Origin of the sequence: Amycolatopsis sp. 2-15 (genome assembly GCF_030285625.1) — a bacterium.
GTDB lineage: Bacteria > Actinomycetota > Actinomycetes > Mycobacteriales > Pseudonocardiaceae > Amycolatopsis > Amycolatopsis carbonis.
On the sequence record NZ_CP127294.1, the window covers coordinates 5,535,027 to 5,547,500 of the forward strand.

Sequence of the window (12,474 nt, forward strand, 5' to 3'; positions counted from 1 at the left end):
CACCGCGCCGGCCGCCGGCGGGCGACGGCTGGCGCAACTCGTGTCGTGCGAGGAGATTGTTCCGGGTTGTCGGTAGTTTCGACCAATTCGGGTAACCCGCGAGCGAAGAGGGCCACCGTGAAGAAGATCCTTGCCGTCCTGGCCGCCGTGGGTGTCGCGGCCGGGACGATGGCCGCCGCGCCGGCCGCCACAGCTGCGCAGGGGGCGGCGACGGCGGGCTACACCCCGCCGTCGATCAGCTGGGGGCCGTGCCAGACCACGAGCCTGAAGAACGCGGGCGCCGAGTGCGGGTTCCTCGTGGTCCCGATGGACTACGCGAAACCCTCCGGCACCAAGGTGCAGGTCGCCGTGTCGCGGATCAAGCACAAGTCCGCGCAGTACCAGGGCGTGATGCTGGTCAACCCGGGCGGCCCCGGAGGTTCCGGGCTGGGGCTCTCGGTGCTCGGCCAATACGTGCCGGACGGCGCCGGCGAGAGCTACGACTGGATCGGCTTCGACCCGCGCGGCGTCGGCTCCAGCAAGCCGGTCGTGACATGCGACGGCGGCTACTTCTCTTACGACCGCCCGCCGTACGTGCCTTCGACCCCGCAGCTCGAGCGCACCTGGCTCGCCAAGGCCAAGGGCTACGCGGAGGCGTGCGCGAAGAACGGCGCCATCCTCGACCACATCAAGACCATTGACGTGGCGCAGGACATGGACAGCCTCCGCGTGGCGCTGGGGGAGAAGCAGATCAACTACTACGGCTTCTCCTACGGCACCTACCTCGGCCAGGTCTACAGCACGCTGTACCCGATGAACGTGCGCCGCATGGTGCTCGACGGCAACGTCGACCCGGGCAAGGTCTGGTACCAGGCCAACCTGGACCAGGACGTGGCGTTCGACCGCAACATCAAGATCTACTTCGGCTGGCTCGCCGAGTACGACGACGTGTACCACCTCGGCAAGACCGAGGCCACCGTGGAGAAGCTCTGGTACGACCAGCAGAACAAGCTCGACCGTTCCGCCGCCGGTGGCGTGATCGGCGGCGACGAGTGGACCGATGTCTTCCTGGGGGCCGGCTACTATGTGTTCGGCTGGGAGGACCTGGCCAAGGCGTTCGACGGCTGGGTGCACCGCGGCGACTGGCAGACGCTCAAGAGCCTCTACGACCGCTCCAACCCGCCCGGTGACGACAACGGGTACGCCGTGTACAGCGCCGTCCAGTGCACCGACGTGAAGTGGCCGACCAGCTGGAACCGCTGGCGCCTCGACAACTGGACGACGTTCTTCCGCGCGCCGTTCGAGACCTGGGGCAACGCGTGGTTCAACGCGCCCTGCCGCGACTGGCCCGCCAAGGCCGGGAAGCCGGTGAAGGTCGGCGGCGGCAAGGTCGGCGGCGTGCTGCTCATCAGTGAGGAGCTCGACGCGGCGACGCCGTACGCCGGCAGCCTCGCCGTGCGCAAGCTGTTCCCGAAGTCGAGCCTGATCAGCGCGCCCGGCGGCACTACGCACGCCGGCTCGTTGTCCGGCGTCGCCTGCGTGGACGACAAGGTCGCCGACTACCTCGCGACCGGCGCGCTGCCGAAGCGCACCTCGGGCAACCACTCCGACGCGCAGTGCGACCCGGTGCCCCCACCGGTCCCGGCGGCCGCGGACGCACAGCAGAAGAGCGAGGCACCAGCTCCAGCCCAGGCCCAGGCCCAGGCAAAAACGGGCGCGCTGTCGCACTTCTGATCCCTTCCACCCGAGCCCCCTCGGTCGCTGTTCGTGATCGCTCGAGGACGCTACGACAGGGGTCCGACAATTTCGGAGCGCAGCCACCCGGACACGAGCCGTGAGCGGATTCTGTCGGGGGTGGGCGCTAGCGTCGCCGCCATGACGATCATCGAAGAGCACCGGACCGAGGTCCGGGCCGGAAACGTCCAGTACCAGATCGTCGTCCTCGCCCGCCCGGGCGAGACGGCCGAGCAGCGCCGCGTCACGGTCACCGTGGGCGGCGAAGGGCCCGACGGAGAGTCCGTCGTGCACGGCAGGCTCGACCTCGACACCACCGTGGTCCCCGCGGTGGCCGACCTCCTGGCCGGCAGCCTCCACGCCTTCGCGGGCGGGCCGCGCCGAAGATCGGGCGAACGCCCCGCGCAGCAAGGGAAACCGTGGAGCGCCGAGCTCGACGCGGAGCTGGAGTCCGCGTGGCTCGCGGGCGACACGGTCGCCGAGCTGGCCCGCCGGTTCGAGCGCACGGCGGGTGGCATCCGCTCCCGCCTGCCGCGCGTCGGCTGCGACCCGGAACGGCCGGGGCGCCACCTGCCCGCGCCGCCGAGCCTGCGCGAGGCCGCCGAAGGGGAGCGGTGAGCAGCCGTGCCCGCGGCCCTCGTGGCCGCGGGCACGGCCCCGGTGAGAGCACTCGATCGGGTGAAGTGCGAACGGCCCGGGCGCCGCGAGGCCGGGAGCTGCGGCAACGGCCCGGACGACCGTGGTCGACGGCCCGGCTCAGACTTGGCATGGCAGGAAACACACCTGGCCCAGCGGAATCCTGTTTGTTTGAGATTGCATGGTCGTGCATAATCATGCGTATGACGGTGAAGATCGCGGTGGCCGGCGCGAGCGGCTACGCGGGCGGTGAACTGTTGCGCCTGTTGCTGACCCATCCGGAAGTCGAGATCGGTGCGCTGACGGCGGCGAGCAGCGCGGGGACGCTGCTGGGCACGCACCAGCCGCACCTCGCGCCCCTGGCCGGGCGCGTGCTGGCCGAGACCACGGCGGAGACGCTGGCCGGGCACGACGTCGTGTTCCTCGCGCTGCCCCACGGCCACTCGGCCGAGGTCGCGGCGCAGCTCGGACCCGACGTGCTCGTGGTCGACCTCGCCGCCGACCACCGGCTGGCGAACCCGGCCGACTGGCAGCGCTGGTACGGCGGCGAGCACGCCGGGCAGTGGCCCTACGGCCTGCCCGAGCTGCCCGGCGCGCGCGAGAAGCTCGTGGGCACCAAGCGTGTCGCGGTCCCGGGCTGCTTCCCGACCGGCGGCTCGCTCGCTCTCGCCCCGGCGCTGGCCGCGGGCCTGGTCGAGCCGGACGTCACGGTCGTGGCGGTCACCGGCACGTCCGGCGCGGGCAAGAGCCTCAAGCCGAACCTGCTCGGGTCCGAGGTGATGGGGTCCGCGAGCGCGTACGGCGTCGCGGGCAAGCACCGGCACACCCCCGAATTCGCGCAGAACCTCTCCGGCGCGGCCGGAAAGCCGGTGACCGTGTCCTTCACGCCCGTGCTCGCCCCGATGCCGCGCGGCATTCTCACGACCGCGACCGCACCCCTGATCGGCGATGTCGACGAGAACACCGTGCGTGAGGTGTACGAGAAGGCCTACGACGCCGAGCCGTTCGTGCAGCTGCTGCCCGCGGGGATGTGGCCCGCGACGGCTTCGACGCTCGGGTCGAACAACGTCCAACTCCAGGTGGGCGTGGACGCCGACGCGGGCCGCCTGGTCGTGATCTGCTCGATCGACAACCTCACCAAGGGCACCGCCGGCGGTGCTGTCCAGTCGATGAACCTGGCGCTCGGCTTCCCCGAGGCCACCGGACTTTCCACTGTGGGAGTGGCACCGTGACCGTCACCGGCCCGAAGGGTTTCCGCGCCGCCGGCGTCGCCGCAGGCATCAAGGCCTCCGGCGCGCTCGACCTCACGCTCGTCGTGAACGACGGCCCGCTCGACCTCGCCGCGGGTGTGTTCACGCGCAACGTGATCAAGGCCGCGCCCGTGCTGTGGTCGCAGGAAGTCCTGAAGCAGCAGAAGCTGAAGGCGGTCGTGCTCAACTCCGGCGGCGCCAACGCGGCGACCGGCCCGGGCGGGTTCCAGGACACGCACGCCACCGCGGAGAAGGTCGCCGAGGTCCTCGACATCGGCGCGATCGAGGTGGCCGTGTGCTCCACCGGCCTCATCGGCGAGCGGCTCCCGATGGCCGCGGTGCTGTCCGGTGTGGACAGTGCGGTCAAGGCGCTCGACGCGAGCGCCGAGGCGGGCCTGAACGCGGCTTGCGCCGTGATGACCACGGACACGAAGCCGAAGCAGGTGTTCGCGGCCCACTCGAACGGGTGGAGTGTCGGCGGGTTCGCCAAGGGCGCCGGCATGCTCGCGCCGAACCTGGCCACGATGCTGTCGGTCCTCACCACCGATGCCGTGGTGGACAAGGAAGTTCTCGACCGCGCGCTGCGCGCCGCCACCCGGGTCACCTACGACCGGCTCGACGTCGACGGCGGCACGTCCACCAACGACACGGTGCTGGTGCTCGCGTCCGGCGCGAGTGGGGTCGAGCCGACGGAAGCCGAGCTCACCGAGCAGCTCACCGCCGTCGCCCACGACCTCGTGCTGCAGCTGCGCGCCGACTCCGAGGGCGCGACCAAGGACGTGGACGTCACGGTGCGCGGTGCCGCGTCCGAGGACGACGCCGTGGTGGTCGCCCGCACGATCGCCGAGGACAACCTCGTGAAGACGGCACTGTTCGGCTCCGACCCCAACTGGGGCCGCATCGCGATGGCGCTCGGTCGCGCACCCGCGCGCATCGATCCGGAGACGGTGTCGATCACGATCAACGGCGTCACGCTGTTCGCGTCCGGCACCACCGCGGCGGACCGCTCGGCCGCCGACCTGTCGGGGCGCGCCATCGAGGTCGTCGTCGACCTGGGTGTCGGCTCGGCCGAGGCCACGATCTACACCACCGATCTGTCCCACGGCTACGTCGAAGAGAACAGCGCCTACTCCTCATGACCGGCACGGAGGACCTGATTTCCGCGGACGACAGGCTCGAGACAGCGGCCGAGAAGGCCGGAGTGCTCATCGAGGCGCTGCCGTGGCTGCAGCGGTTCCACGGCGCCACCGTGGTGGTGAAGTACGGCGGCAACGCCATGATCGACGACACCCTCAAGGCGGCGTTCGCGCAGGACATGGTGTTCCTGCGCCTCGCCGGCCTGCACCCCGTGGTCGTGCACGGCGGGGGACCGCAGATCACCGCGATGCTCACCCGGCTCGGCGTCGAAGGCGAGTTCAAGGGCGGCCTGCGCGTGACCACGCCCGAGACGATGGACATCGTCCGCATGGTGCTGGTCGGGCAGGTCAGCCGCGAGCTCGTCGGCCTGATCAACGCCCACGGCCCGTACGCCGTCGGCATCTCCGGCGAGGACGCGCGCCTGTTCACCGCCGAGCGCAAACAGGCCACTGTGGATGGTGAGCAGGTCGACATCGGCCTCGTCGGCGAGGTCGCCGCGGTCAACCCCGACGCGGTGCTCGACATCGTCAACGCCGGGCGCATCCCCGTGGTGTCCACGGTCGCGCCCGACATCGACGGCGTGGTGCACAACGTCAACGCCGACACCGCCGCCGGGGCGCTGGCCGCAGCGCTGGGCGCGGAGAAGCTCGTGGTGCTCACCGACGTCGAAGGCCTCTACGCCAACTGGCCCGACCGCTCGTCGCTGATCGACCGCATCCAGGTCGACCGGCTGGAGAAGATGCTGCCCGAGCTGGCCAGCGGCATGATCCCGAAAATGGAGGCCTGCGTGCGCGCGGTCCGCGGCGGCGTGCGCCGCGCCCACGTGATCGACGGGCGCGTCGCCCACTCCGTGCTGCTGGAGGTCTTCACCTCACGCGGCATCGGCACGATGGTTTACCCCGAGCCCACGCCGAACCCCGAGCCCACCCCGAACCCCGAGCCCACGCCGAACCCCGAGCCCACCCCGAACCCCGAGAACCCAGGAACGGAGCTCCCGTGACCACCCCGACCTCGAACGAGGCGAGCCGGCAGCACTGGCAGTCGGCCCTGATGGACAACTACGGAACCCCCGGGCTGACGCTGGTCCGCGGCGAGGGCGCGCGGGTGTGGGACGCCGAGGGCACCGAGTACCTCGACCTCGTCGGCGGCATCGCGGTCAACGCGCTCGGCCACGCCCATCTCGAGGTGGTGCGCGCCGTCTCCGAGCAGATCGCGACGCTGGGCCACACGTCGAACCTGTACGTGAACCCGGTCGCGCTGGAGCTCGCCGAGGCGCTGCTCGACGTCGCGGGCCTGACCGGCCAGGGCAAGGTCCTGTTCGTGAACTCCGGCGCCGAGGCCAACGAGGCCGCCCTGAAGATCAGCCGCCTGACCGGCCGCACCAAGGTCGTCGCGGCGGAGGGCGCGTTCCACGGCCGCACGATGGGGTCGCTGTCGCTCACCGGCCAGCCGGGCAAGCGCGATCCGTTCGCGCCGCTGGTCCCCGGGGTCACGCACGTGCCGTTCGGCGACGTCGAAGCGCTGCGCGCTGCCGTCGACACCGACACCGCCGCCGTGTTCCTCGAGCCGGTGCTGGGCGAAGCGGGCGTGATCCCCGCGCCCGACGGCTACCTGCAGGCCGCTCGCGAGATCACCAAGGCCACCGGCACGCTGCTCGTGCTCGACGAGGTGCAGACCGGCATCGGCCGGCTCGGCACCTGGTTCGCCTTCCAGCAGACGGGCATCGTCCCCGACGTCATCACTTTGGCGAAGGGCCTCGGCGGCGGCCTGCCGATCGGCGCCGTGATCGGCATCGGCGCGGCGGGCGAGCTGCTGAAGCCGGGCCAGCACGGCACCACCTTCGGGGGCAACCCGGTCTGCTGCGCCGCCGGGCTGGCCGTGCTGCGCACCATTGCGCGCGACAACCTGCTCGACCACGTCTCCTCGCTGGGCAAGGACATCGCGACCGGCGTCGAGGCGCTCGGGCACCCGCTCGTCTCCGGCGTGCGCGGCGCCGGGCTGCTGCTCGGCATCACGCTGCGCGAGCCGGTGTCCGCCGCGGTCGCCAAGGCCGTGCAGGAAGCCGGTTACCTCGTCAACCCCGTCGCACCGGACACCATCCGGCTCGCCCCGCCGCTCGTGCTCGAGGCCGAGCAGGCGCAGGCCTTCCTGACCGCACTCCCGGATGCGCTCGACTCCACCACCACGAAGGACCCGAACTGATGCCTCGCCACTTCCTCCGCGACGACGACGTCAGCCCCGCCGAGCAGGCCGCGCTCCTGGACCTCGCCGACGCGCTCAAGGCCGACCCGCTCGGCAACAAGTCCCTTGCCGGCAAGACGGTCACGGCGATCTTCGAGAAGAACTCCACCCGCACGCGCTTCTCGTTCGAGGTCGGCATCAGCCAGCTCGGCGGTCACCCGGTGATCGTCGACGGCCGGTCGATGCAGCTGGGCCGTGAGGAGACCATCGAGGACACCTCGCGAGTGCTGTCGCGCTACGTCGACGGCATCGTGTGGCGCACCTTCGCGCAGAAGCGCATCGACTCGATGGCGTCGGTCGCGTCGGTGCCGGTCGTCAACGCGCTCACCGACGAGTTCCACCCCTGCCAGGTTCTCACCGACCTCATGACCATCCGCGAGCGCAAGGGCAAGCTCGCCGGGCTGACGCTGGTGTACCTCGGCGACGGCGCCAACAACATGGCCCACTCGCTGCTGCTCGGCGGCGTGACCGCGGGCATGCACGTGCGGGTCGTTTCGCCCGAGGGCTTCCAGCCCGACCAGCAGGTGATGCTCGACGCGAAGCACCGCGGCACCGAGACCGGCGGCAGCGCCGCCGTGTTCACCGACCCGTATGACGCGGTCGCGGGCGCCGACGTGCTGGTCACCGACACGTGGACGTCCATGGGCCAGGAGAACGACGGCCTCGACCGCATCGGCCCGTTCCGCGCGCTGCAGGTCAACACCGAGCTGCTCAAGCGCGCGGCCGACGAGGCCATCGTGCTGCACTGCCTGCCCGCGCACCGCGGCTGGGAGATCACCGACGAGGTGCTCGACGGCCCGGCCAGCGCGGTGTGGGACGAGGCCGAGAACCGTCTGCACGCCCAGAAGGCGCTGCTGGTCTGGTTGTTCGAGCAGAGCGGGCGATGACCGGCAGCCGGGTCGGGCGCCAGGCTCGCATCACGGAGCTGGTGTCCACGATGGCCATCCGCAGCCAAACCGAGCTCGCCAAGCTGCTCGCGGCCGAGGGCATCGAGGTCACGCAGGCGACGTTGTCGCGCGACCTCGACGAGCTCGGCGCCGTGAAGCTGCGCGGCGCCGACTCGGGGGCGCCGGTTTACGTCATCCCCGAGGACGGCAGCCCGGTGCGTGGCGTGCAGGGCGGTACGTCGCGGTTGTCCCGGCTGCTCGCGGAACTGCTCGTCTCGGCCGACGCGTCCGGCAACCTCACCGTTTTGCGCACGCCGCCCGGCGCCGCGCAGTTCCTCGCGAGCGCCATCGATCGCGCCGCGTTGGAAGAGGTCGTCGGCTCCATCGCCGGCGACGACACGGTCGCCGTCATCGCCCGGGAACCCTTGAGCGGCAGGGATCTGGCGGAGCGGTTCACCGCGCTCGCCCGGCGCTCGGCGGAGGGCGAGGAGCTGTGACCACCGTCCTCGCCTACGCCGGTGGCACGGCCGCACTGGCCCGCCTCGCGCGGGAGACGGACGTGGTCACGGTCTCCGTCGATCTCGGCGCGGGCGACGTCGACCTCACGGCGCTGCGGGAGCGGGCCCTCGCGGCCGGCGCGGCGGAGGCGATCGTCGTCGACGCGCGCGCCGAGTTCGCGAACCAGCACTGCCTGCCCGCGCTGCAGGCCAACGCGCTGCTGTACGACCGCTACCCGCTCGTCGGGTCGCTGGCTCGCCCGCTGATCGAGAAGCACGTGACCGCGATCGCCCGTGCTCACGACGCCGAGGTCGTCTGGCCACGTGAACAGGGCGGAAAGCTGTCGCCCGACCGCACGCTCTGGGGCCGCGCCGTCGTGGTCACCGATCCCGATCCGTGGCACGGACCCGGCGACGTCTTCGCCTACACCGAGGACGCCGCGGTCAACATCGACGCGCCCGACGAAGCCGTGATCACGTTCGACCGCGGCGTGCCGGTGGCCGTCGACGGCGAGACGGTGACTGTGGCCGAGGCCGTGCTGCGGCTTGGGCATCGTGCCGGCGCCCACGGCGTCGGCCGCTTCGACCTCGCCATGGACAACCGGGAGATCTACGAAGCCCCCGGCGCGTGGGTGCTGATCACCGCGCACCAGGAGCTGGAGAACCTGACCCTGGACCGGGACCTGGCCCGGTTCAAGCGCTCAGTGGACCGGCGCTGGACCGAGCTCGTCCACGACGGGCTGTGGTCCTCGCCGCTGCGCGAGCCGCTCGACGCGTTCGTGCGGCACAGCCAGGAGCACGTGTGCGGCGACGTCCGGTTGGTGTTCCACGGCGGCACCGCCGTCGTCACCGGTCGCCGCGGCGAAGAGCCCGCCGGACGCGGCAGGCACCTGCACCCCGTCGGCCGGCGGTACCGTCCCCTGACCGGGCAGGAGCACCCGGACCACCCGACCCACCGGGCGTCGTGAGACGCCCGAGGCAGAAAGGCAGAACGTGAGCGCGAAAGACCAGCCGGTGGCCCTGTGGGGCGGCCGGTTCGCCAGCGGGCCGGCCGAGGCGATGGCGGCGCTGAGCGCCTCCACCCACTTCGACTGGCGCCTGGCGCCCTACGACATCGCCGGCTCGCGGGCCCACGCCCGAGTGCTGTGCAAGGCGGGGCTGCTCACCGACGCGGAGCTGGCGGGCATGCTCGAGGCGCTCGACACACTCGCGCAGGACGTGGCCTCGGGTGCGTTCACGCCGACCGTGGCCGACGAAGACGTGCACACCGCCCTCGAACGTGGCCTGCTGGAGCGCGCGGGCACGGAGCTGGGCGGCAAGCTGCGCGCGGGCCGCTCGCGCAACGACCAGGTAGCCACGCTGTTCCGCATGTGGCTGCGCGACGCCGCGCGCCGCGTGGTCGCCGGCACCCTCGACGTGGTCGACGCGCTCGTTTCGCAGGCCCAGCGCCACCCCGCGGTCATCCTGCCCGGCCGTACCCACCTGCAGCACGCGCAGCCGGTCCTGCTCGCGCACCACCTGCTGGCCCACGGCCAGGCGCTGCTGCGCGACGTCTCCCGCCTGCGCGACTGGGACGCCCGCACCGCCGAGTCCCCGTACGGCTCGGGCGCGCTGGCCGGCTCGTCGCTCGGCCTCGACCCCGAGGCCGTGGCCACGGAGCTGGGCTTCGACACGAGTGTGGAGAACTCCATCGACGGCACCGCGTCGCGCGACTTCGTGGCCGAGTTCGCCTTCGCTGTCGCGATGCTCGCGGTGAACCTGTCGCGGATCGCCGAAGAGGTGATCATCTGGAACACCGCCGAGTTCGGCTACGTCACCCTTGACGACGCGTGGGCCACCGGCAGCTCGATCATGCCGCAGAAGAAGAACCCCGACGTCGCGGAGCTCACGCGCGGCAAGGCGGGCCGGCTCATCGGCAACCTCACCGGCCTGCTGGCGACGCTGAAGGCGCAGCCGCTCGCGTACAACCGCGACCTGCAGGAGGACAAGGAACCGGTGTTCGACTCGGTCGAGCAGCTGGAGCTCCTGTTCCCGGCGATCGCGGGCATGCTCGCCACGCTGACCTTCCACACCGACCGGCTCGCCGAGCTGGCCCCGGCGGGCTTCACCCTCGCCACGGACATCGCCGAGTGGCTGGTGCGCCAGGGCGTGCCGTTCCGCGTGGCCCACGAGGCGGCGGGGGAGAGCGTGCGCGTGGCCGAGGGCCGCGGCGTCGGGCTCGACGAGCTGACCGACGAGGAGTTCCACGCCATCAACCCGGCCCTCACGCCGGCGGTGCGCGAGGTGCTTACGGTCGAGGGATCGGTGCGTTCGCGCAACGCCCGCGGCGGCACGGCGCCCGAGCGCGTCGCCGAGCAACTCGATCGCCTCGTGGACCGGGTGACGACCGTGCGGCAATGGCTGAAGTAGCCCACCGGTCCGGCCGGGGAGCCTGAGCGTCCCGGCCGGACCGATCACCCTCGGACCGCCGGTTAGGCTGAGGCGGAACGAGGGGAGCACGCGTGGACCGGTTGTTCCGGCGCGAGGAACTGGCACTGGACCCGGTCGACCTGGGGCACCTGCTGCTCGGCGCGGTCCTCGAGGCCGACGCGCCCGACGGCACCGTCGGCGTGCGGCTGGTGGAGGTCGAGGCCTACCGCGGCTTCGACGATCCGGCGTCGCACAGCTTCCGCGGCAAGACCCCGCGCAACGCCCTGATGTGGGGGCCGGCGGGATACCTGTACGTGTACTTCGTCTACGGCATGCACTTCTGCGCCAACGTCATCAGCGGCGAAGAAGACGAGCCCGGCGGGGTGCTCCTGCGCGCCGGCGAAGTGGTTCAGGGCGCGGACCTCGTGCGCGCCCGGCGCCCCAACGTCCGCGGGAACGGCGAGATCGCCAAGGGCCCCGCCATCCTCACGTCCGTGCTGCGCGTCGATCTCACGCAGAACGGCGTGGACCTCACGGATCCGTCCTCGCCGGTCCGGCTGCGCGTGGGGGAGCGAGTGCCGCCGGCGCGGGTCCGCAGCGGCCCGCGCGTCGGCGTCGCCACGGGAATCGACACGCCGTGGCGGTTCTGGGTCGACGGCTCGCCTGCCGTGTCCGCCTATCGGCGCGGTGGCAAACGGCGGCAGGTGCGCCCCGCGGGTTAGTCGCTTGACCTGGTGCGGGAGGATCTACAGGTGTGAGTGAGCACATCCTTGACGAGCTGTCCTGGCGCGGCCTGATCGCGCAGTCCACCGACATCGACGCATTGCGGCGAGACCTCGACCAGGGACCCCTCACCCTCTATTGCGGCTTCGACCCGACCGCGCCCAGCCTGCACGCCGGCAACCTCGTCCCGCTGCTGATGCTCAAGCGCTTCCAGCGTGCCGGGCACCGGCCGATCGTGCTGGCCGGCGGCGCGACGGGCATGATCGGCGACCCGCGCGACACGGGGGAGCGCACGCTCAACACTCTCGACGTCGTCGCCGAGTGGGCCGGGCGCATCCGCGGGCAGTTGGAGCGGTTCGTCGAGTTCGACGAGTCGCCGACGGGCGCCGTGGTCGAGAACAACCTGAACTGGACCGGCCAGCAGAACGTGCTGGAGTTCCTGCGCGACGTCGGCAAGCACTTCTCGGTGAACGTGATGCTCAACCGGGAGACGGTGAAGCGCCGACTCGAATCCGACGGCATGTCCTACACCGAGTTCAGCTATCTGCTCCTGCAGTCACAGGACTACCTGCAGCTCTACCGCCAGTACGGCTGCACGTTGCAGGTCGGCGGCTCCGACCAGTGGGGCAACCTCGTCGGCGGGGTCGATCTGATCCGGCGGGTCGAGAGCGGGAGCGCGCACGCGCTGACGGCACCCCTGGTCACCGATGCCGAAGGCCGCAAGTTCGGCAAGTCCACCGGCGGCGGCAACCTGTGGCTCGACCCGGAGATGACCTCGCCGTACGCCTGGTACCAGTACTTCGTGAACGTCGGGGACGCCGACGTGATCCGCTACCTGCGCATGTTCACCTTCCTCACGAAGGACGAGATCGACGCGCTGGCCGAGGACACCGAGCAGCGGCCCCACCTGCGTGCGGCGCAGAAGCGGCTCGCGCAGGAGTTCACCGACCTCGTGCACGGCGAGGACCAGACGCGGCAGGT

General features: G+C 71.5%; 12 protein-coding genes (1 of these 12 cut by a window edge). All 12 read left to right on the plus strand.

Annotation, left to right across the window (positions count from 1 at the left end):
• Positions 1–117 precede the first annotated feature (117 nt).
• On the plus strand, positions 118–1,713 hold the full coding sequence (locus QRX50_RS27505) for an alpha/beta hydrolase (protein WP_285966052.1): 1,596 nt from the start codon (positions 118–120) through the stop codon (positions 1,711–1,713).
• A 141-nt stretch (positions 1,714–1,854) separates the two neighbouring features.
• A complete protein-coding gene (locus QRX50_RS27510) occupies positions 1,855–2,331 on the plus strand; it encodes a helix-turn-helix domain containing protein (RefSeq protein ID WP_285966053.1) in 477 nt (158 codons plus the stop codon).
• 221 nt (positions 2,332–2,552) lie between these two features.
• Positions 2,553–3,581 carry an N-acetyl-gamma-glutamyl-phosphate reductase gene (gene argC / locus QRX50_RS27515; RefSeq protein WP_285966054.1) on the plus strand — a complete coding sequence of 343 codons (1,029 nt, stop codon included), beginning with the start codon at positions 2,553–2,555 and terminating at the stop codon, positions 3,579–3,581.
• A complete protein-coding gene (gene argJ, locus QRX50_RS27520; RefSeq protein WP_285966055.1) occupies positions 3,578–4,738 on the plus strand; it encodes a bifunctional glutamate N-acetyltransferase/amino-acid acetyltransferase ArgJ in 1,161 nt (386 codons plus the stop codon). The genes argC and argJ overlap by 4 nt, the downstream gene beginning before the upstream one ends.
• Positions 4,735–5,736, plus strand: a complete 1,002-nt coding sequence (gene argB / locus QRX50_RS27525) for an acetylglutamate kinase (protein ID WP_285966056.1) — start codon at positions 4,735–4,737, stop codon at positions 5,734–5,736. The genes argJ and argB overlap by 4 nt, the downstream gene beginning before the upstream one ends.
• Before the next feature lie 50 nt (positions 5,737–5,786).
• Positions 5,787–6,938 (plus strand): acetylornithine transaminase, encoded by a 1,152-nt coding sequence (locus QRX50_RS27530; protein ID WP_285974576.1) that lies wholly within the window; start codon positions 5,787–5,789, stop codon positions 6,936–6,938.
• A complete protein-coding gene (gene argF / locus QRX50_RS27535; RefSeq protein WP_285966057.1) occupies positions 6,938–7,864 on the plus strand; it encodes an ornithine carbamoyltransferase in 927 nt (308 codons plus the stop codon). Before QRX50_RS27530 ends, argF begins: the two co-directional genes overlap by 1 nt.
• Positions 7,861–8,361, plus strand: coding sequence for an arginine repressor (locus QRX50_RS27540; protein ID WP_220241947.1), 501 nt, complete (start codon positions 7,861–7,863; stop codon positions 8,359–8,361). The genes argF and QRX50_RS27540 overlap by 4 nt, the downstream gene beginning before the upstream one ends.
• Entirely contained in the window at positions 8,358–9,329 is a 972-nt protein-coding gene (locus QRX50_RS27545; RefSeq protein ID WP_285966058.1) for an argininosuccinate synthase domain-containing protein, read from the plus strand. The genes QRX50_RS27540 and QRX50_RS27545 overlap by 4 nt, the downstream gene beginning before the upstream one ends.
• A 25-nt stretch (positions 9,330–9,354) precedes the next feature.
• Positions 9,355–10,770 carry an argininosuccinate lyase gene (gene argH / locus QRX50_RS27550; protein WP_285966059.1) on the plus strand — a complete coding sequence of 472 codons (1,416 nt, stop codon included), beginning with the start codon at positions 9,355–9,357 and terminating at the stop codon, positions 10,768–10,770.
• Between the two features lie 92 nt (positions 10,771–10,862).
• A complete protein-coding gene (locus tag QRX50_RS27555; protein ID WP_285966060.1) occupies positions 10,863–11,492 on the plus strand; it encodes a DNA-3-methyladenine glycosylase in 630 nt (209 codons plus the stop codon).
• 32 nt (positions 11,493–11,524) lie between these two features.
• Positions 11,525–12,474, plus strand: partial view of a tyrosine--tRNA ligase gene (gene tyrS / locus QRX50_RS27560; RefSeq protein WP_285966061.1) — the 5' portion only. Its footprint extends 319 nt past the window's final position; only the first 950 of its 1,269 coding nucleotides appear in the window; its start codon is at positions 11,525–11,527; the stop codon falls past the right edge of the window.